This is a genomic window from Streptomyces sp. NPDC088910, assembly GCF_044749865.1.
Classification (GTDB): domain Bacteria; phylum Actinomycetota; class Actinomycetes; order Streptomycetales; family Streptomycetaceae; genus Actinacidiphila.
Genome location: NZ_JBIVIV010000014.1, coordinates 86127 through 106463, shown reverse-complemented (window position 1 = coordinate 106463; position 20337 = coordinate 86127). Strand labels below are relative to the sequence as shown.

Below are 20337 nucleotides of genomic sequence, written 5' to 3'. Positions count from 1 at the left end.
GGGCGCGGCACCGCGCCGGAGCCCTGCCGGTTACCCAACGGCCGGGGGTGACACCCCAGCGTCCACGCCGCAGGCCCGGCGGGGCGACCGCCGCGTATGCCAGCGCACGGCGCCGGGGCGGCGGGGCGGGCCGAAAACCGCGTGGGGTGGGGGCCGCTGATTACGCCAGCACGCAGTGCCCGGGCGGCGGGGCCGGCCGAGAACCGCACGGCGGCGGGGCACCACCCGCCCGTGCCCAAGGGGCGACCCAGCGGGGGGACCGCTGACTACGCCAGCGCGTGGCGCCGGGGGTTGGTATAGGCCAAGGGCAGGGGGTGGACCTTCACGAAATCCGCAAGAAGTGGAGGGCTTGCAGGCCAGGGTGGTCGGGGGGTGGCGGAATGCCCGGCTCGCGCAGCGGGGCCGATTCATCAACCGTTGACATGTCCTTAGCGGGAGCGGAACATTCCGTACCTGGGAGAGCGCTCTCCCAACTGACGGCCCGTCATGACGCCTGCCGCCACGTCGTGCCGTCAGCCCCCCATGCGCACCATCAAGCAGGAGGTCTCCATGGCACGGAGGACCAGAAGGATCCCGGGGCTGCTCATAGCCCTGTCACTCGCCGCTACCGGCCTCGGTATCGGCGGGGTCGCGATGACGACCGGAAACGCTTCCGCCAGCACACCGGCCGCCGCGGACCACGCGGCCGACCACGCCGGGATGCCCGGCATGGCGATGCCGCTGACCGGCAACGGACTGGCGTCCGGCGACGACCCGGACGGCGACGGTTACATCATGGCGAACCCGCCGGTCACCGGCGTGACACCGTCGACGTACGAGCCGCCGCACGCGTACTTCCACGAGTTCCAGGCCCAGTGTGCCCCCACGCACACGGCGCCGGACGACCCGATCGTCTTCCCCGGCCAGCCGGGGGCTTCGCACGACCACACCTTCATGGGCAACACCAGCACGAACGGCAACTCCACGACGGCCTCGCTGGAGACCGGTAACACGGTGTGTCTGGCGCCCGGCGACAAGTCGGCGTACTGGATGCCGAGTCTGTTCAAGGGCACCCAGAAGATCCTGCCGGTCGGCACGCAGACGATCTACTACAAGTCGTCTGTGAACGACTACACCAGCGTCCGCCCCTTCCCCAAGGGCCTGCGCTTCGTGGTCGGCAGCCCGAGCCAGACGCAGGACGAGTTCCAGCACCTCAAGGGCACCGTCGAGGGCTGGGAGTGCGGGACCAGTTACCACAACTGGAACATCCCGGTGAGCTGCCCCAACACGCCTGACACGCAGCTCAACATCCGTCTCCAGGCCCCGAGTTGCTGGGACGGCATCCACCTGGACGTGCCGGACCACAAGAGTCACATGGCCTACCCGGTCGCCGGCGGCGCCAACCAGAACGTCTGCCCGGCCGACCACCCGGTCGCCCTGCCGATGATCGAGTTCAAGATGGCCTGGCCGGTGAACGGCGACATGTCGCAGGTCCACCTCTCCAGCGGCCAGGGCTTCTCCTTCCACTACGACTTCTTCAACGACTGGGACGCCCCGACCCTCAACGCCCTGGTCACCCACTGCATCAACGGTGGACTCCAGTGCGACGCCCGCGGTTACGACCAGTCGCAGCCCCAGAAGGGCGCGGCTCTGAACCAGAACTACCAACTGCCGTAAGCCCGGACACCGCGCTCTCCCACGCGGGCCGGGCTTTACGCGACCCCGTGGGAGAGCGCTCTCCGGAAACCTGTCCCCCCAACACACAGGTGATCTATGAACAGCCCCGCACTTCCCCCCTCTCAACCCCCCACAAGCAGCACAGGCAGCACGACCGGCACACCCGGCTCACCGGTGACATCCGTCTTCTCCCGGCGCGCGGCCCTCGGCGCGCTGGCGGCCCTCGCGGCCACCCCGGTACTGGCGGGCCGCGCCTCGGCGGCCACCGCGGCCACCGCGTCCGGCGCGAACGGTACGAAGGCCGGTTCGACGGCCGGTACGAAGGCCGGTCCGCGCGCCGCCGCCGCGGACCCCGACTTCGGCCCCAACGTCCTGGTCTTCGACCCCTCGATGCCGATCGCCGACATCCAGGCGAAGGTCTCGGACGTCTTCCGCCGCCAGGAGTCCAACCAGTTCGGCACCGACCGCTTCGCGCTCTTCTTCAAGCCGGGCACGTACGAAGGACTCGACGTCAACGTCGGCTTCTACACCCACGTCGCCGGGCTCGGCCTGTCCCCCGACGACGTCGACATCCACGGCCTGGTGCACGTCGAGGCCGACTGGATGCAGGGCAACGCCACCCAGAACTTCTGGCGCAGCGCCGAGAATCTGTCGGTCACCCCGACCGGCGGCTCCAACCGCTGGGCGGTCTCGCAGGCCGCCCCGCTGCGCCGCGTGCACATCCGCGGCGAGGTCCCGCTGTGGAACGGCTACGACGGCTGGTCCAGCGGCGGCTTCATGGCCGACTGCAAGGTGGACGGCCGGGTCGTGTCCGGCTCCCAGCAGCAGTGGCTGACCCGGAACAGCGCGCTCGGCGAATGGGCCGGTTCCGTATGGAACATGGTCTTCGTCGGCGTGGACGGCGCGCCGCCGCAGAACTTCCCCGACCCCTCCCACACGGTGGTCGACAGCGCCCCGGTGATCCGGGAGAAGCCCTTCTTGTACGTGGACGGGTCCGGCGCGTACCAGGTGTTCGTGCCCGCGCTGCACAGCAACGCCCGCGGGGTGACCTGGAACGGCGGCGCGCAGGGCGAGTCGATCCCGCTGACCGACTTCTACGTCACGAAGCCGGGCGACTCGGCGGCCACGATCAACTCCGCGCTGGCGCAGGGCAAGCACCTGCTGGTCACGCCGGGCGTGTACGCCCTCGACCAGACCGTGGAGGTGACGCGGGCGGGCACGGTCGTGCTGGGCCTGGGCATCGCCACGCTGCTGCCGGACAACGGCATCACCGCGCTGTCCGTCGCCGACGTCGACGGTGTGAAGATCTCCGGGCTGCTGATCGACGCGGGCGCCACGAATTCCGCGGTGCTGGTCCGCGTCGGACCGCGGGGCGCCGGCGGCGGCCACGCGGGCGACCCGACGCTCCTCCAGGACGTGTTCGTGCGCATCGGCGGCGCGCAGGCCGGCAAGGCCACCGTCAGCGTCGAGATCAACAGCTCCGACGTGATCGGCGACAATTTGTGGCTGTGGCGGGCCGACCACGGCAGCGGTGTCGGCTGGGACGTCAACACCAGCGACACCGGCCTGGTCGTCAACGGCGCGCGCGTCACGATGTACGGCCTGTTCGTGGAGCACCACCAGAAGACCGAGGTGCTCTGGAACGGCGACGCCGGACGGACGTACTTCTTCCAGAACGAGATGCCGTACGACCCGCCCAACCAGGCGGCCTGGATGGACGGTTCGCGGCACGGCTACGCCGCCTACCAGGTGGCGGACTCGGTCTCCTCGCACGAGGCGTGGGGGCTGGGCAGCTACTGCCTGTTCCTCGCGGACCCGAGCGTCGTCGCCGACAGCGCCCTGCTGGTGCCGAACACGTCCGGGGTGCGGCTGCACGACATGGTCACCGTCTCGCTCGGCAACGACGGGACGATCAGCCATGTCGTCAACGAGACCGGTGACCCGGTGAACAACACCAACTCCGGTATCTCCTACCTGGTGAGCTACCCGTGACCCCCTCGGAGGACGAGATGCGCGCACATGTGATCAGGAGGACGGCCAGGCGCGGCCTGGCGCCCCTCGCGGTGGCGGCACTGGTCGCGGCGGGTCTCGCCGTCGTGCAGGCCCCGGCCGCGCAGGCGGCGGGCAGCGTGGTCAAGGTGACCGGCTCGCAGGGCAATTGGCAGCTCACCGTGGACGGCGCCCCGTACACCGTGAAGGGTCTGACGTGGGGTCCGCAGCCCTCGCAGGCGGCGGCGGACCTGCCGGACGTGGCACGGATGGGCGTCAACACGATCCGTACGTGGGGTACGGACGCGAGCAGCGCGCCGCTGTTCGACGCGGCGGCGGCCAACGGCATCAAGGTGATCGCCGGTTTCTGGCTCCAGCCGGGCGGCGGTCCCGGCTCGGGCGGCTGTGTCGACTACCTGACGGACACCACGTACAAGAACAACATGCTCGCGGAGTTCCCGAAGTGGGTGAACACCTACAAGGACAACCCGGGCGTGCTGATGTGGGACGTCGGCAACGAGTCGGTGCTGGGGCTCCAGAACTGCTACAGCGGTGACCAGTTGGAGCAGGAGCGCAACGCGTACACCTCCTTCGTCAACGACCTGTCGAAGGCGGTGCACGCGGCGGACCCGAACCACCCGGTGACGTCGACCGACGCGTGGACCGGCGCGTGGCCGTACTACAAGCGCAACACCCCGGACCTGGACCTGCTGGCGGTCAACTCCTACAAGGACGTCTGCAACGTCAAGTCGGCGTGGGAGAGCGGCGGTTACGACAAGCCGTACATCATCACCGAGGGCGGCCCGGCCGGTTCGTGGGAGGTGCCGAACGACGCGAACGGTGTGGCGGACGAGCCCACCGACCAGCAGAAGGCGGACGGTTACACCAACGCGTGGAACTGCGTGGCCGGCCACCCCGGTGTGGCGCTGGGCGCCACGCTCTTCCACTACGGCAACGAGGACGACTTCGGCGGCATCTGGTTCAACCTGGTGCCCGACGGCCTGAAGCGGCCCTCGTACTACGCGGTCAAGCGCGCGTACGGCGGGAACACCTCGGGTGACAACCAGCCGCCGCTGGTGACCGACATGACCGTGGACAACGCCACTTCGGGCGTGCCCGCGGGCGGCACGGTGACGATCACCACCTCGACCTCCGACCCGGAGAACGATCCGATCACGTACCAGGTGCTGTTCAGCAGCATCTACATCGACAACAACGGCTCGCTCACTCCGGCCGCGACCACGCAGAACGGCGGCACGCTGACGGCGAAGGCGCCGGAGAAGGTCGGCGTGTACGAGGCGTACGTCCGCGCCACCGACAACCACGGCAACGTCAGCTACGGCTCCAAGTCGGTGCGGATCGTGCCGCCGAAGCCGAACGGTACGAATGTCGCGCTCAACAAGCCCGCGACGGCCTCCACGTACCAGACCGACCCGACCGGCGGCTGCCCGTGCACCCCGTCGAACGCGGTGGACGGCAACGCCGGGACCCGCTGGGCGAGCGACTGGAGCGACCCGCAGTGGATCCAGGTCGACCTGGGCGCCACCACCGCCTTCCACCACGTCCAGCTCTCCTGGGAGTCGGCGTACGCCAAGGCGTACGACATCCAGACCTCCGACGACGGGCAGAACTGGACGACGGTGAAGTCCGTGACCGACGGCAACGGTGACATCGACGACCTCGACGTCTCCGGCACCGGTCGCTATGTGCGCCTGACGGGCACGCAGCGCGGCACGGCCTACGGGTACTCGCTCTACGAATTCGGCGTCTACAACTAAGCGGAGAGGAGGTGCGCTCATGTCGGACACCGTTACCGGTACGGGTTCGGACTCCCGCATCGACCGGGCCCAGCCGTACGCGCTCAGCCTGTTCCGTATCGTCGTCGGGCTCCTGTTCACCTGCCACGGTGTGGCGTCGCTCTTCGGCGTGCTCGGCACGGCCGAGCTGTCGGCGGGCCGGTGGCCGGGGTGGTACGCGGCGCTGATCCAGCTCGTCGGCGGTGTGCTGGTGCTGTTCGGGCTGGCGACCCGGCCGGCCGCGCTGATCGGCTCGGGGTCGATGGCGTTCGCGTACTTCGACGTCCATCAGCACCGGGGGCTGCTGCCGATCGAGAACGGCGGTGAGGCGGCGGTCTTCTTCTGCTGGACGCTGCTGCTGATCGTCTTCTCGGGGCCGGGCGCCCTGGCGCTGGACCGGCTGCTCGCGGACCGCAGGTCGGCCGCGCGGGCGGCGCTCGACGCGCAGGAGGCGCAGGACGGGGGGAACGGCCGGCTGGCCATGCCCGCCTGAGGCTCCGCGCGGATCTCACGCGGCCTCGCCCGGCTCCACGCGGCCTCGCCCGGCTCCACGCGGGCTCGCGCGGCTGCGCGCGGATTCGGCCGATCTCACCACGGGGAGACAGTGCCCGGGAACACCCTGGTGTTCCCGGGCACTGTTATAGGCATGAGCGAATACCGGATCGAGCACGACTCGATGGGCGAGGTACGGGTGCCCGCCGAGGCGAAGTGGCGGGCGCAGACGCAGCGCGCGGTGGAGAACTTCCCGATCTCGGGGCAGCGGATCGAGCGGGCGCACATCGCGGCGCTGGCCCGGATCAAGGCCGCCGCCGCGAAGGTCAACGCGGAGCTGGGCGTCCTGGACAAGGACACCGCCGAGGCGATCCAGGAGGCCGCGGCCGAGGTCGCCGAGGGCCGCTGGGACGAGCACTTCCCGGTGGACGTCTTCCAGACCGGTTCCGGCACCTCGTCCAACATGAACGCCAACGAGGTGATCGCCACCCTGGCCACCGAGCGCCTGGGCCGCGACGTCCACCCCAACGACCACGTCAACGCCTCGCAGTCGTCCAACGACGTCTTCCCGTCCTCCATCCACATCGCGGCGACGGCGGCGGTGACCGGCGACCTGATTCCGGCGCTCACCCGTCTGGCGGAGTCCCTGGAGGCGAAGGCGGCGGAGTTCGCGACCGTCGTGAAGGCGGGTCGCACGCACCTGATGGACGCCACGCCGGTCACGCTGGGCCAGGAGTTCGGCGGCTACGCGGCGCAGGTGCGGTACGGGATCGAGCGGCTGCGGTCCTCGCTGCCGCGGCTGGCGGAGCTGCCGCTGGGCGGCACGGCGGTGGGCACCGGCATCAACACCCCGGCGGGCTTCCCGGCCGCGGTGATCGCGGAGGTGGCGCGCGCGACCGGACTGCCGCTGACCGAGGCCCGCGACCACTTCGAGGCGCAGGGCGCCAGGGACGGCATCGTGGAGACCTCGGGGCAGCTGCGGACGATCGCGGTCGGCCTCACCAAGATCGCCAACGACCTGCGGTGGATGTCCTCGGGGCCGCGTACAGGGCTGTCCGAGATCGCGCTGCCCGACCTTCAGCCCGGCTCGTCGATCATGCCGGGCAAGGTCAATCCGGTCATCCCGGAGGCGGTGCTGATGGTGGCGGCGCAGGTGACGGGCAATGACACGGCCATCTCGGTGGCGGGCGCGGCGGGCAACTTCGAGCTGAACGTGATGCTGCCGGTGATCGCCCGCAACGTCCTGGAGTCGGTCCGGCTGCTCGCCAACGTCACGCGGCTGCTGGCGGACCGCACGGTGGACGGGATCACGGCGAATGTCGAGCGGGCCCGCGAGTACGCCGAGTCCTCGCCTTCGGTCGTCACTCCGCTGAACCGTTACATCGGGTACGAGGAGGCCGCGAAGGTCGCGAAGAAGGCGCTGGCGCAGCGGAAGACGATCCGCGAGGTGGTGATCGAGTCCGGTTACGTCGAACGCGGTCTGCTGTCCGAAACGCAGCTCGACGAGGCGCTGGACGTTCTGCGTATGACGCATCCGTAACAGTGCTTCCGTAAACTCTGTTCATGACAGCCGAAGCCGATCTCTCGACCCGCACCGGGGAGCGCCACTTCTGGACGCCCGGCGCGCAGGTGCTGTGGCGTTACCGGGGGAACGGCACGGACGCGGTGCACATCTGCCGTCCGGTGACCGTGGTGCGCGACGACGCGGAGCTGCTCGCGGTGTGGATGGCGCCCGGTACGGCGTGCGTGAAGCCGGTGCTGGCGGACGGGACGCCGGTGCACCGGGAGCCGCTGGCGAGCCGGTACGTGAAGCCGCGGGTGGCGCGGGTCGAGCCGTGGTGGGGCGCCGGGGTGCTGAAGCTGGCGCGGCCGGGCGAGCCGTGGTCGGTGTGGCTGTTCTGGGAGCCCGGGTGGCGGTTCAAATGCTGGTATGTGAACCTTGAGGAACCTCGTCGGCGCTGGTCGGGAGGGGTGGACTCGGAGGATCACTTCCTCGACATCTCGGTCCACCCGGACCGCTCCTGGCGCTGGCTGGACGAGGACGAGTTCGCGCAGGCGCAGGCGGACGGGCTGATGCCGGCGGAGCTGGCGGCGCGTGTGCGGCGGGCCGGTGAGCGCGCGGCGGGGGTGGTCAGGGCCTGGGGTCCGCCGTTCCGTGACGGCTGGGAGGACTGGCGGCCCGACCCGGCGTGGCCGGTGCCCGCGCTGCCGCCGGACTGGGACCGGCCGCCGTCGTAGAAGCGGCGGGCCGGGCCGGGGGTACGGCCGCGGTGCGTACGGTAGGGGGCGTAAGCGGGCGTAAGCCGTGGGGGGGCGGGAGTGAACCTCCGAGCCCCTTGTTGCGTCCCTGACCCCCAACCGTAGGATCGTGCTCCGGAACACTGCGCAATTGCCGATCGCGGCCTAGAGTTTGACGCTACGTCACAGCGACGCGAACACAGCCATTCGTACAGCCATTCAGCAGCAGCCATCCAGCAGCAGTCAGGGAGGCCCGGAACGGTGGGAACCGGCGGCTACGAGCACATGGGGATCCCCCCTGCCGACGATCACGAGGATCAGGGCAGGGACCGTACCGGCCAGGCCGAGGCGTTCGACGCGATCGGCGACCGGTACGACGAAGCGTTCCCGCACAAGGACGGGCAGGTCAGGGCCGGTGAATGGCTCGTCGAGACCCTGCCCGCCGGTGCCCGTGTGCTGGACCTCGGCTGCGGTACGGGACTGCCGACCGCGCGCCAGTTCACCGACGCGGGGCTGCGGGTGACGGGCGTGGACCTGTCCGCCGGAATGCTCGCGCAGGCACGGGTGAACGTGCCCGCGGCCGACTTCGTCCAGGCCGACTTCGCCGACCTCACCGAGGGCGGGCCGCTGGCGCCGGGAAGTTTCGCGGCGGTCGCCGCGTTCTTCTCGCTGCTCATGCTGCCCAAGGACGAGATCCCCGGCACCTTGCGGGCGCTCCACGGCCTGTTGGAGCCCGGCGGCCTGCTCGCCGTGTCGATGGTGGAAGCCGATCTGGACAATGTGCCGATTCCGTTCCTCGGTCACACCATCCGGGTATCCGGTTATCTAAGGGATGAACTGCGCCATGTCGTGGTGGACGCGGGCTTCGAGGTGATCAAGGAGGATTCGTACGCCTACGCACCGGCGAGCACCGACGTGCCGCCGGAGGAGCAGATCTTCCTCTCCTGCCGACGCGCCTGACCAGGCCCGACCCGCCGCGGCCAGCGCGTGGCGCACAGACGGATGGAACGACTCGCGTGACCACGGACCCGCCCCGTACGCCCAGGAACCACGCCGCGACCCCACCGGACCCGCGTGGCGGCTTCGCCGTACCCGAGACGCCTTCGGGGCCGAGTACCGCTGCGGGCCTCGGCTCGGCCACGGGCCACCACGAGCTGCCCCGCGCCGCCCGCGACTTCGAGTCGGCGCGCGGCCTGGCCTCGGCGGCCTCCGCCACACCCCCGCGCCCCGGTGGGGCCCGCCCGCACGACGAGAACGAGCCGGAGGGCAGGCCGGCCGAGCGCCCCGGCGCCGACCACCCGGCGGCCGAGCGCCCCGCCACCGACCGCCCCGGCGCGGACCGGCCCTCGGCCATACCCGGCGGATCCGCCCCCGAGACCCCGCGCGGACCCTCGCGCGCCGTGGAGCCGCACCTGCCGCCGCTGCCGCCCATCCCGACGCACGGCTCCGGCTGGACGGCGCCGCCCGAGGGCGAGTCGCTGGCGTCGTTCGTCAGCACTCCGCCGCGCGGCACACCGCTGGAAGCGGCGGGACACCCCGGCGACGAGGATTCTGTGGGGATGCGCATCCCGATGCCCGTGCAGACCGGTCCCGAGGCCGACCGGCTGCGATACGTGGGCGCCGCGACCCGGCGGATCGCCCGCGGGCTCGACCTCGACGAGATCCTGCTCGGCCTGTGCCGCTCGGCGGTGCCCGCCTTCGCCGACGCGATCCTGGTCTATCTGCGCGACCCGCTGCCGGTCGGCGACGAGCGGCCGTCCGGGCCGCTGCGGCTGCGGCTGCGGCGCGCCGACGGCGGCCTGGAGGAGCCCGCGGACCCGCTGGCGACCGCGACCGCCCCGGTCGGCGCGGCGCCGCTGCTGCCCGCCCTGGAGTCGTCGTACGGCGGCGCCGCCGAGTCCATCGCGGTGCTGCTCGACGGGCCGCTGGCGGAAGTGCTGCGCGGCGTACGGCCGGTCTTCGCCGACTCCCCGCGCGCCGCCGACGCGCTCGCCGAACTCCTCGGCCGCCCCGACCACAGCGATGCGCCGCTGCCGGGCATGCCGACCGGGCGCCGCGCCCTGCTGGCACCGCTGCGCGGCCGTCGCCGGGTGATCGGCGCCGCGGTGCTGCTGCGGCGCGCGGACCGTACGCCCTTCGAGGCGGACGACCTGCTGGTGGCCGCCCAGCTCGCCACGCACACCGCGCTCGGCGTCGACAAGGCCGTGCTGTACGGCCGCGAGGCGTACATCGCGGACGCCCTCCAGCGCGAGATGCTGCCGGACTCGCTGCCGCAGCCGACCGGCGTCCAGCTCGCCAGCAGATACCTTCCGGCGGCCGAGTCCGCGCGCGTCGGCGGCGACTGGTACGACGCGATCCCGCTGCCCGGCAGCCGGGTGGCGCTCGTCGTCGGCGACGTCATGGGCCACTCCATGACCTCCGCGGCGATCATGGGCCAGCTCCGTACCACCGTCCAGACCCTGGCCGGGCTCGACCTGGCGCCCCAGGAAGTCCTCTACCACCTGGACGAACAGGCCCAGCGGCTCGGCCAGGACCGCATGGCGACCTGCGTCTACGCCGTCTACGACCCGATCGCCCACCGGCTGGTGGTCGCCAACGCGGGCCACCCGCCGCCGGTGCTGCTGCACGCCGACGGTCTCGCCGAGGTGCTGCGCGTGCCGCCCGGCGCGCCCATCGGCGTCGGCGGGGTGCCCTTCGAGGCCGTGGAGCTGCCCGCGCCCGCCGGGGCGACCCTGCTGCTCTACACCGACGGCCTGGTCGAGTCCCGCAGCCGTGACGTGTGGGGCGGCATCGAGCTGCTGCGCGAACGGCTGCACGACGCCGCCAGCGTGGTCTCGCCGCCGCCGCTGGAGCCGCTGTGCGACGAGGTGCTGGAGATCCTCGGCCCCGGCGACCGCGACGACGACATCGCCCTGCTCGCCGCGCGCTTCGACGGCATCTCGCCCAGCGACGTCGCCTACTGGTTCCTGGAGCCGCACCCCCAGACGCCCGGCCGCGCCCGCCGCCTGATCCGCCAGGCCCTGCGCCGCTGGGACCTCGAGGACCAGTCCGACGCCGCCGAACTCCTGGTCAGCGAGATCGTCACCAACGCCGTGCGCTACGCCGAGCGCCCCATCACCCTGCGCCTCCTGCGCACCGACGTCCTGCGCTGCGAAGTCGGCGACGACGCGCCTCTTCTGCCGCGCATGCGCCACGCCGCCCCGGAGGAGGAAGGTGGCCGCGGCCTCTACCTCGTCAACCGCATGGCCCAACGCTGGGGCGCCACCCGCTTGGGCGCGGGCAAGGTGGTGTGGTTCGAGCTCCCGATCTAGGGCCGTACGGGGGTGGGGGTGCCGTCTTGGGTGGGGTTGCCGTGGGGGGGTGAACGCCCGCGGCACCCTCTTGCGTCAGCTCAGCGTCACGGCGGACCGTGGGTGGGAGCCGTCTTTCCCATGCTCACCGCGATCCCCTTTTTTTGCCGCCCTCTCGCCTCCGGCGGCTTAGATCCGGTGTCGACGCTCCTCTTCGACGGTCGCTCGTTCCTCGCTCCCTGCTCATCGTCGCTTTCGACACCGGCGCCGCCTTCGGCTCGCTGGCTACCGGCGAACCCCACCGCGCAGCGGTGCCGTAGGGGCGCAGCCCCTCGGGCGAACGCACCCCGCCGACTCGGCCACCAGCGTGACCGAGGGTCACCGCAAGGTGGCTCAGCGTGCCGACAGGCATATTCGGTGGGAAGGTGGGGAGCAGCGAGGTCATACGACTCCCGAGCGTGAGGACACTCTCGATGAGCACCCCGTACACCACCAACAACGCCGGTATCCCGGTCGAGAGCGACGAGCACTCGCTGACCGTGGGGGCCGACGGGCCGATCCTGCTGCAGGATCACTACCTGATCGAGAAGATGGCCCAGTTCAACCGGGAGCGGGTCCCCGAGCGGGTGGTGCACGCCAAGGGCAGCGGGGCGTACGGCCGGTTCGAAGTGACCAACGACGTCAGCCAGTTCACCCGCGCCGACCTGTTCCAGCCGGGCAAGCGCACGCAGATGCTGGCGCGGTTCTCGACGGTCGCGGGTGAGCAGGGCAGCCCGGACACGTGGCGGGACCCGCGCGGCTTCGCGCTGAAGTTCTACACCGAGCACGGCAATTACGACCTGGTCGGCAACAACACCCCGGTGTTCTTCGTGCGCGACACGATCAAGTTCCAGGACTTCATCAGGTCGCAGAAGCGCCGCCCGGACAACGGGCTGCGCGACAACGACATGCAGTGGGACTTCTGGACGCTCTCGCCGGAGTCCGCGCACCAGGTGACGTGGCTGATGGGCGACCGCGGCATCCCCAAGTCGTACCGGCACATGAACGGCTACGGCTCGCACACGTACATGTGGGTCAACGGCGGCGGCACGAAGTTCTGGGTGAAGTACCACTTCAAGACCGACCAGGGCATCGACTTCCTCACCCAGGCGGACGCCGACACCCTCGCGGGCCAGAACGCCGACTACCACCGGCAGGACCTGTGGGAGTCCATCGACCGCGGCGACCACCCGTCGTGGACGCTGTATGTGCAGGTCATGCCGTTCGAGGACGCGGCGGACTACCGCTTCAACCCGTTCGACCTGACGAAGGTGTGGCCGCACGGCGACTACCCGCTGATCGAGGTCGGCCGGATGACGCTGGACCACAACCCCGAGGACTACTTCGTCCACATCGAGCAGGCGGCGTTCGAGCCCTCGAACATGGTGCCGGGCATCGGCCCGTCCCCGGACAAGATGCTGCTCGGCCGCCTGTTCTCGTACCCGGACACGCACCGGTACCGGATCGGCCCCAACTACGCCCAGCTCCCGCCGAACCGCCCGCACTCGCCGGTCAACTCCTATGCCAAGGACGGCCCGATGCGGTACGAGCCGTCGAACGCGGGGGCGCCGTACGCGCCCAACTCGTACGGCGGACCGGCCGCTTCGCCGCAGGCGTACGGGGAGGTCACCGGCTGGCGGGCGGCGGGCGAGATGGTGCGCGAGGCGTACGCGCTGCACGCGGAGGACGACGACTTCGGGCAGGCGGGCACGATGGTGCGCGAGGTGCTGGACGACGCGGCGCGCGCCCGGCTGGTGTCGAACGTGGCGGGCCACCTCAGCGACGGGGTGAGCGCGCCGGTGCTGGAGCGGGCGCTGACGTACTGGCGCAATGTCGACCAGTCGCTCGGCGACCGGATCACCGGTGAGGTCAAGACCGGCTGACGCCCACCGAAGCGCAGCCCCGAGGCACGTGATCATGTCCCGTGCCCCGGGGCTGCATCGTGTCCGGGGGCGGGTCAGGTGCGGGTTCGAGGCTTTGCCAAGGTTTGGGTTTCCCGAAAATGTGATATCTCTTTGATAGACACTTTTTCGGAGGAACGGGGACCCGCCATGTCGGACCAGAAACCACAGCTCGCCGTCGACGCACCGGACATGCCCGCGCCGCGGGTGCAGGAGCGACGGGCGGTGGGCATGCCCGGTCTGCCCTTTCTGCTGCTCGCGCTGGTGGTGGTGGCCGGTGGTGTGGCGCTGATCGTCGCGGGCGCGGTGCACGCCAAGGACCACCCCGGCGCCCTCGCGACCACGCTGATCGTCGCGGGCGCGGTGGTCGTCCTCTGCGCGTTCATCACCCTGTTCGGCCTCACCCAGGTCGCACCGGGCTCGGCGCGGGTGTGCCAGCTCTTCGGGCGCTACCAGGGCACCATCCGGCAGGACGGCCTGCGCTGGGTGAACCCCTTCACCAGCCGCCGCAAGATCTCCACCCGGCTGCGCAACCACGAGACCTCGACGCTGAAGGTCAACGACGCGTACGGCAACCCGATCGAACTGGCCGCGGTCGTGGTCTGGCAGGTCAGGGACACCGCGCAGGCGACCTTCGAGGTCGACAACTACGTCCAGTTCGTGAGCATCCAGACCGACACCGCCGTCCGGCACATCGCGACCAACTACCCGTACGACGCCCACGACGGCCAGTCGATCTCGCTGCGCGGCAACTCCGAGGACATCACCGAGCGGCTGTCCGCCGAGATCGCCGCCCGCGTCGAGTCGGCCGGTGTGAAGATCATCGAATCCCGCTTCACACACCTCGCCTACGCGCCCGAGATCGCCTCCGCGATGCTTCAGCGGCAGCAGGCCGGGGCCATCGTGGCCGCCCGGCAGACGATCGTGGACGGCGCGGTCGGCATGGTCGAGTCGGCGCTGTCCCGGATCGCCGAGCAGGGGATCGTCGAACTGGACGAGGAGCGCAAGGCGTCCATGGTCAGCAATCTGCTGGTCGTGCTCTGCGGTGACCGCGCCGCGCAGCCGGTCCTGAACACGGGCACCCTCTACCAGTGACCTCCTCCGCGCCCGACGACGGGCCCGACGGGGCGGGCGGCGGGGAGACCGCCGCCCGCCCCGTACGCAAGCAGGTGCTGCTGCGGCTCGACCCCGCCGTTCACGACGCCCTCGCGTCCTGGGCGGCGGCGGAGCTGCGCAGCACCAACGCGCAGATCGAGTTCCTGCTGCGCCGCGCCCTCGCCGAGGCGGGCCGCCTGCCCAGCGCGACCCGCCCCCTCCCCCGCCGCGGCCGGCCCCCGAAGCCGTCGGCCGGTACGTAGGCCCCGCCCGCCACCGGCCTCCTCCCGACACCACCGCACGGCGGCGGAAGGCAGCGCTCCGGTGCGTATACATGGTGTGTATACCCGTGGTGTACAGTGCTCCGCATGTCAATTGGGCACACCCTGCTCGGACTCCTGGAGTCCGGCCCGCGCCACGGCTACGACCTCAAGCGCGCATTCGACGAACGGTTCGGACACGACCGCCCGCTGGCCTATGGGCAGGTCTACTCGACGATGGCCAGGCTGCTGAAGAACGGCCTGGTCGAGGTGGACGGCATAGAGCCGGGCGGCGGCCCCGAGCGCAAGCGGTACGCGATCACCGAAGCGGGGATCACGGACGTCGAGACGTGGCTGACGCAGCCGGAGAAGCCGGAGCCGTACCTCCAGACCACGCTGTACACGAAGGTCGTGCTGGCGCTGCTGACCGGCCGCCCGGCCGCCGACCTGCTCGACACCCAGCGCGCCGAGCACCTGCGGCTGATGCGCGACCTCACCCGCCGCAAGTCGGCGGGCGACCTGGCGGACCAGCTCATCTGCGACCACGCCCTGTTCCATCTGGAGGCGGATCTGCGGTGGCTGGAGCTGACCGCCGCCCGTCTCGACCAGCTCGCCGCGGAGGTGGCCAAATGAACGCGTCGACCGAGCCCCGACCCGAGCCGCTGCTGGTGGCCGCGGGACTGCGCAAGGCGTACGGCCCGACCCCGGCGCTGGACGGCGCCGACTTCAGCATCAGGCCCGGCGAGGTCGTCGCGGTCATGGGCCCCTCGGGGTCGGGCAAGTCGACCCTGCTGCACTGCCTGGCCGGCATCGTGAAGGCCGACTCCGGCCAGGTGCGCTACCGGGGACGCGACCTGTCGGCCATGTCGGACGGCGAGCGCAGCGCGCTGCGCCGCGCCGACTTCGGCTTCGTCTTCCAGTTCGGCCAGCTCGTACCCGAGCTGACCTGCCTGGAGAACGTGGCGATGCCGATGCGGCTCGGCGGCGCCAAGCGCAGGCCGGCCGAGCAGCAGGCGGCGCAGTGGCTGGAGCGCCTAGAGGTCGCCGACATCGCCGACAAGCGGCCCGGCGAGGTCTCCGGCGGCCAGGGCCAGCGCGTCGCGGTGGCGCGCGCGCTGGTCGGCGGCCCGCGGGTCGTCTTCGCCGACGAGCCGACCGGCGCGCTGGACTCGCTCAACGGCGAGCGGGTGATGCGGCTGCTGACCGACGCCGCGCACGACACCCGCGCCGCCGTCGTCCTGGTCACCCACGAAGCGCGGGTGGCCGCCTACTCCGACCGGGAGATCGTCGTGCGGGACGGGAAGTCGCGCGACATGGAGCGGGTGTCATGAACAGCCGCGAACCTCACGGCGCCGAGGCACCGGACCAGCCGGCCGGCGTGCGGACCTGGGCGCGCGACCTCGCGCTCGGCGCGCGTTTCGCGGCGGGCGGCGGACGCGAGGGCTGGACCCGTACGGTGCTGACCGCCGTCGGCGTCGGGCTCGGCGTGGCGCTGCTGCTGCTCGCCGCCGCCGTACCGGCCATGCTGGACACGCGGGAGCAGAAGCGGGTGGCCCGCGACACCTCCTCCGCCACGTTCATCGCCAAGCCGTCCGACCGCTCGCTCCTGGTGGCCGACGTCAGGACCGTCTACCGGGACTCGCAGATCGGCGGCTCGCTGCTCCAGGCCGAGGGGGCCAAGGCGCCCTCGCCGCCCGGCGTCGCCCATCTGCCGGGCGCCGGGGAGATGGTGGTCTCCCCCGCGCTGCGCAAGCTGCTGAACTCCACGCCGCTGCTGCGCGAGCGCATCCCGTACAAGATCACCGGCACCGTCGGGGAAGCCGGGCTGATGGGCCCGAGCGAGCTGCTGTACTACGCGGGCAGCGATCAGCTCACCGCCCGTGACGAGAACTACGGGCACGGCAACGCCACGCGGGTCACCTCGTACGGCTACCACGCCCCGTCCGAGGCGATGAGCCCGGTGCTGACGCTGCTGCTGGTCGTCATGCTGGTGGTGCTGCTGCTGCCGGTCGCGGTCTTCGTCGGCGCGGCGGTACGGCTGGGCGGCGAGCGGCGGGACCGGCGGCTGGCGGCGATGCGGCTGGTCGGCGCGGACATCCGGATGACCCGCAGAATCGCCGCGGGGGAAGCCCTGTTGGGGTCGCTGTTCGGGCTGGTGCTGGGCGCGGTGTTCTTCTTCACCGGTCGGCAGCTGGCCTCGCACTTCACGATCCACGACATCAGCGCCTTCCCCGCCGACATGACGCCGAACGCGGCGCTCACCACGCTGATCGTGCTGGCGGTCCCGGTGGCGGCCGTCGCCGTGACCCTGGTCAGCCTGCGCGGCACGGCGATCGAACCGCTCGGCGTGGTCCGCCAGGGGCTCGGCCGGCGCCGCACCCTGTGGTGGCGGCTGCTGGTGCCGCTGGTCGGCATCGGCCTGCTGGTCCCGCTGTTCGGTTCGGTCAACGGCAGCGACGCGCATGTCAACGAGTACCAGACCGCGGCGGGCGCGGTGCTGCTGCTGTTCGGTGTCACCACGGTGCTGCCCTGGGTCGTGGAGGCCGTCGTCGGACGGCTGCGCGGCGGGCCGGTCGCCTGGCAACTGGCCACCCGCAGGCTCCAGTTGAACAGCAACGGATCGGCGCGGATGGTCAGCGGCGTCACGGTCGCGGTCGCCGGGGCCATCGCGCTCCAGATGCTCTTCGCGGGCGTCAACGACACCTTCGTGCACTCCACGGGCGCCGACACGTCCCGTATCCAGGCCACCGTCAGCGCGCCGACCGCCGACGCGCGGCAGGCGGTCGACTACACCGCGAAGGTCCGGGCGACGCCCGGCGTGGCGCGGGCGTACGGCTTCATCGACACGCGGGCCACGCAGCCGGACGCCAGCAAGCTCGGCCCCGACGCCGAGACCGCCTACATCCCGCTGCTGGTCGCCGACTGCGACACGCTGCGGCAGATGGCGGACATCGGCTCCTGCGGGGCGGGCAGCGTCTACATCGTGCCCAACAACGAGCAGTGGGGCGCGTCGTCCAACGCGGACCTGGCCAAGTACGCCAAGCCCGGCAAGCGCCTCGACCTCAACACCGGCGCCCTGCCGTACACCGGCGCTCCGCGGCTGTGGACGGTCCCGTCCGACGCCCGTTCGGTCACGGCGCGGACCGACCCGCGCGGTCAGACCAACTGGGGCGTCCTGCTGACCCCCGAGGCCGTCGACCAGTCGAAGCTGGCCGATCCCACGGCCGTCGTCATGGTCAACCTCGACGCGGGCAAGCGGGACGCGGTGGAGTACCTGCGCAACACCGGGGCCGCGCTCGGCCCGACGGTCACCGTCTCGGCCGTGAGCGACAGCACCACGCAGACGCAGTACGGCCAGTTGCGGCGCGGCCTGTTCGTGGGCGCGGCCATCACCATGGCGCTGATCGGCGCCAGCCTGCTGGTCACGATGCTGGAGCAGCTCCGCGACCGCAAGAAGCTGCTCGCCGTCCTGGTCGCCTTCGGCACCCGGCGCACCGCCCTGGCCTGGTCGGTGCTGTGGCAGACGGCCATTCCGATGGCGCTCGGCCTGGTCCTCGCCTGTGTCGGGGGGCTCGGGCTCGGCGCCGCGCTCCTGGCGATGGTCGGCCGTACGTTCCACGTCGACTGGGCGATCGTCGCCCAGATGTCGGCGATCGGCGCGTCCGTCGTCCTGGCCGTCACCCTCCTCAGCCTGCCGCCGCTGTGGCGGCTGATGCGGCCGGACGGTCTGCGGACCGAATAGGCCGAAGGGCGAAGGGCGAAGGCCGAAGGGCGAACGACGCGACCGCCCCCGCGTCCGGAGGGGGGACGCGGGGGCGGTCGGAGGCGGGGGCGCGGGGGGGCGCGGGTTAGGCGGACGCGCCCTCGTGAGTGTGGTCGTCCTCGTGGGAGGGGTCCCGGTCGTCCGGGCCGGGACCGTTCGGGCCGGGGCCCTCAGGACCGGAACCCTCAGGGCCGGGGCCCTCAGGACCGGAACCCTCAGGACCGGGGCCCTCGGGGCCGGGGCCGTCCGGTGTCGGGCCGCCCGAGGCCGGGGCCTCCGGGTCCGCCGGGGGCTGACGGGTGGTGACCGGGGCGATCTCGTAGGCCGTCGCGCCGTGCGGACCGGCTGCGGCCGCCGCCCGCTCCTTGGTGTGGGCCCTGAGGTAGCCGACCACCGTGTTGCCGACCGCGACCAGTGGCACGGCGACGACGGCGCCGCCGATGCCCGCGATCATCGAACCGGCGGCGACGGACAGGACGACGGCCAGCGGGTGGACGCGGACGGCGCGGCCGAGGATGAAGGGCTGGAGGATGTGCCCCTCGATCTGCTGGACGGCGAGCACGACGACCAGCACCATCAGCGCGGTGAACGGCCCCTGGGTGACCAGGGCCACGACGACCGCGATGAAGCCGGAGGCGACGGCGCCGACCAGCGGCACGAAGGACGACAGGAAGATGACCACGGCCAGCGGCACGGCCATCGGCACGCCGAGGAAGAAGATGCCGACGCCGATGAAGATGGCGTCGATGAGGGCGACTATCACCGTGCCGCGCACGTACAGGGTGAGGGTGCGCCAGGCGCGCGGACCGGCGCCGGCCAGCCCGTCCCTGGCCGCGTCGGGGAACAGCTTGAGGAACCAGTTCCAGATGTTCGGCCCGTCGTAGAGCAGGAACAGCGTGCTGAACATCGCCAGCAGTATGCCGGTGAGCAGTTCGACGATGACGGTGACGCCCTGGAGCCCGGCGTCGGTCAGCGCCTTGGTGTTGGAGCCGATCGCTTCCTGGAGGTTCTTGGCGACCTGGTTGATCTGGTCGTCGGTGACGTGGAAGGGGCTGTTGAGCAGCCACTTCTTCACCTCGTTGACGCCGTCCTGGAGGCTGGTCGACAGATTGCTGATGTTGTCCATCACCTGCCAGACCACGAACCAGCCGACCAGGCCCATGATGACGAAGCCGCCGACGAAGACCATGGCCGTCGCCACCCCGCGCGGCACACCGCGCCGCTTGAGGCGGGCGACGAACGGCTGGAGCAGCGCGGTGATCAGCAGGCCGGCGGTGAAGGCCAGCACCACGAGCTGTACGGCGCCGATCACCCGCATCAGCACCCAGACGGTGCCCGCGAGCACCAGCAGCCGCCAGCCGACCTCGGCGCCGACGCGCATGCTCCACGGCACGGCCGACACCGGATCGGGCTGCGGCGCGCGCGGCGCGGGCACGACGACGACGGGCGGGGGCGCGACGGCCCCGCCTCCCGCACCGGCGGCCTTCGCCGTACGCTTTCCGCCGCCCGGTTCGGAGGCCGCGTCGGGCGTGTCGGCCTCCCGGTCCGTACCGGCGGAGGGGTCGGTGGCGGGAGCGGCGTCCGAGGAGTCGCGGCGCGGGTCCTCGATCGCGGCGCCGACGCCGCGGCTCGCGTTCACCGCCGCCTGGCGTTCGTCGATCCGTCCGGCGATATTGGCCAGCCCGGAGGCCAGTACGGCGCTCCAGTGGCGCTTGTCCGGCATTGCTCTCCCCTGACCCCGTCGACCATCTGTGGAACTGCTGAGAATGACGATGTTATTCGCGAGGAGGGTTGCCTCCCACATCCTCCCCGCGCCTA

The 20337-nt window shown here is 71.5% G+C and carries 15 protein-coding genes; 14 read left to right on the top strand and 1 reads right to left on the bottom strand.

What is annotated here, in order from left to right:
* Window positions 1-549 precede the first annotated feature (549 nt).
* The 14 genes from ACIP4Z_RS28685 to ACIP4Z_RS28620 all read left to right on the top strand — a co-directional run bounded on the left by ACIP4Z_RS28685 (window position 550) and on the right by ACIP4Z_RS28620 (window position 18498).
* Window positions 550-1656, top strand: a complete 1107-nt coding sequence (locus tag ACIP4Z_RS28685) for a DUF1996 domain-containing protein (RefSeq protein ID WP_355347946.1) — start codon at window positions 550-552, stop codon at window positions 1654-1656.
* 96 nt (window positions 1657-1752) lie between these two features.
* The gene (locus ACIP4Z_RS28680) at window positions 1753-3648 is read left to right on the top strand and encodes an adenylyl cyclase (protein ID WP_401312953.1); all 1896 of its coding nucleotides are present in this window, start codon (window positions 1753-1755) and stop codon (window positions 3646-3648) included.
* 17 nt (window positions 3649-3665) lie between these two features.
* Window positions 3666-5423 (top strand): discoidin domain-containing protein, encoded by a 1758-nt coding sequence (locus ACIP4Z_RS28675; RefSeq protein ID WP_391049204.1) that lies wholly within the window; start codon window positions 3666-3668, stop codon window positions 5421-5423.
* 19 nt (window positions 5424-5442) lie between these two features.
* Window positions 5443-5934, top strand: coding sequence for a DoxX family protein (locus ACIP4Z_RS28670; protein WP_355347938.1), 492 nt, complete (start codon window positions 5443-5445; stop codon window positions 5932-5934).
* A 153-nt stretch (window positions 5935-6087) separates the two neighbouring features.
* Window positions 6088-7473 (top strand): class II fumarate hydratase, encoded by a 1386-nt coding sequence (locus ACIP4Z_RS28665; protein ID WP_401312949.1) that lies wholly within the window; start codon window positions 6088-6090, stop codon window positions 7471-7473.
* Between the two features lie 23 nt (window positions 7474-7496).
* Window positions 7497-8171 carry a DUF402 domain-containing protein gene (locus tag ACIP4Z_RS28660; protein ID WP_401312946.1) on the top strand — a complete coding sequence of 225 codons (675 nt, stop codon included), beginning with the start codon at window positions 7497-7499 and terminating at the stop codon, window positions 8169-8171.
* A 285-nt stretch (window positions 8172-8456) separates the two neighbouring features.
* Entirely contained in the window at window positions 8457-9131 is a 675-nt protein-coding gene (locus ACIP4Z_RS28655) for a class I SAM-dependent methyltransferase (protein ID WP_355348005.1), read from the top strand.
* A gap of 194 nt (window positions 9132-9325) precedes the next feature.
* Window positions 9326-11482 carry a SpoIIE family protein phosphatase gene (locus ACIP4Z_RS28650; protein ID WP_401313135.1) on the top strand — a complete coding sequence of 719 codons (2157 nt, stop codon included), beginning with the start codon at window positions 9326-9328 and terminating at the stop codon, window positions 11480-11482.
* 452 nt (window positions 11483-11934) lie between these two features.
* On the top strand, window positions 11935-13383 hold the full coding sequence (locus ACIP4Z_RS28645) for a catalase (protein WP_401312943.1): 1449 nt from the start codon (window positions 11935-11937) through the stop codon (window positions 13381-13383).
* Window positions 13384-13551: 168 nt separating this feature from the next.
* A complete protein-coding gene (locus ACIP4Z_RS28640) occupies window positions 13552-14496 on the top strand; it encodes an SPFH domain-containing protein (RefSeq protein WP_355347925.1) in 945 nt (314 codons plus the stop codon).
* Window positions 14493-14759: a hypothetical protein gene (locus ACIP4Z_RS28635; protein WP_355347922.1), complete on the top strand. Its 267-nt coding sequence runs from the start codon at window positions 14493-14495 to the stop codon at window positions 14757-14759. Before ACIP4Z_RS28640 ends, ACIP4Z_RS28635 begins: the two co-directional genes overlap by 4 nt.
* A 105-nt stretch (window positions 14760-14864) precedes the next feature.
* Window positions 14865-15389, top strand: a complete 525-nt coding sequence (locus ACIP4Z_RS28630) for a PadR family transcriptional regulator (protein WP_355347919.1) — start codon at window positions 14865-14867, stop codon at window positions 15387-15389.
* Window positions 15386-16087 (top strand): ATP-binding cassette domain-containing protein, encoded by a 702-nt coding sequence (locus tag ACIP4Z_RS28625; RefSeq protein ID WP_391049189.1) that lies wholly within the window; start codon window positions 15386-15388, stop codon window positions 16085-16087. Before ACIP4Z_RS28630 ends, ACIP4Z_RS28625 begins: the two co-directional genes overlap by 4 nt.
* The gene (locus tag ACIP4Z_RS28620) at window positions 16084-18498 is read left to right on the top strand and encodes an FtsX-like permease family protein (protein WP_401312938.1); all 2415 of its coding nucleotides are present in this window, start codon (window positions 16084-16086) and stop codon (window positions 18496-18498) included. The genes ACIP4Z_RS28625 and ACIP4Z_RS28620 overlap by 4 nt, the downstream gene beginning before the upstream one ends.
* A 106-nt stretch (window positions 18499-18604) precedes the next feature.
* Here ACIP4Z_RS28620 and ACIP4Z_RS28615 read toward each other — a convergent pair whose 3' ends face one another.
* Window positions 18605-20242: an AI-2E family transporter gene (locus ACIP4Z_RS28615; RefSeq protein ID WP_401312935.1), complete on the bottom strand. Its 1638-nt coding sequence runs from the start codon at window positions 20240-20242 to the stop codon at window positions 18605-18607.
* Between the last annotated feature and the right edge of the window lie 95 nt (window positions 20243-20337).

Coding starts and splice junctions, on each gene's coding strand:
- ACIP4Z_RS28685 (WP_355347946.1), top strand. CDS start 550: ATGGCACGGAGGACCAGAAGGATCCCGGGGCTGCTCATAGCCCTGTCA.
- ACIP4Z_RS28680 (WP_401312953.1), top strand. CDS start 1,753: ATGAACAGCCCCGCACTTCCCCCCTCTCAACCCCCCACAAGCAGCACA.
- ACIP4Z_RS28675 (WP_391049204.1), top strand. CDS start 3,666: ATGCGCGCACATGTGATCAGGAGGACGGCCAGGCGCGGCCTGGCGCCC.
- ACIP4Z_RS28670 (WP_355347938.1), top strand. CDS start 5,443: ATGTCGGACACCGTTACCGGTACGGGTTCGGACTCCCGCATCGACCGG.
- ACIP4Z_RS28665 (WP_401312949.1), top strand. CDS start 6,088: ATGAGCGAATACCGGATCGAGCACGACTCGATGGGCGAGGTACGGGTG.
- ACIP4Z_RS28660 (WP_401312946.1), top strand. CDS start 7,497: ATGACAGCCGAAGCCGATCTCTCGACCCGCACCGGGGAGCGCCACTTC.
- ACIP4Z_RS28655 (WP_355348005.1), top strand. CDS start 8,457: ATGGGGATCCCCCCTGCCGACGATCACGAGGATCAGGGCAGGGACCGT.
- ACIP4Z_RS28645 (WP_401312943.1), top strand. CDS start 11,935: ATGAGCACCCCGTACACCACCAACAACGCCGGTATCCCGGTCGAGAGC.
- ACIP4Z_RS28640 (WP_355347925.1), top strand. CDS start 13,552: ATGTCGGACCAGAAACCACAGCTCGCCGTCGACGCACCGGACATGCCC.
- ACIP4Z_RS28630 (WP_355347919.1), top strand. CDS start 14,865: ATGTCAATTGGGCACACCCTGCTCGGACTCCTGGAGTCCGGCCCGCGC.
- ACIP4Z_RS28625 (WP_391049189.1), top strand. CDS start 15,386: ATGAACGCGTCGACCGAGCCCCGACCCGAGCCGCTGCTGGTGGCCGCG.
- ACIP4Z_RS28620 (WP_401312938.1), top strand. CDS start 16,084: ATGAACAGCCGCGAACCTCACGGCGCCGAGGCACCGGACCAGCCGGCC.
- ACIP4Z_RS28615 (WP_401312935.1), bottom strand. CDS start 20,242: ATGCCGGACAAGCGCCACTGGAGCGCCGTACTGGCCTCCGGGCTGGCC.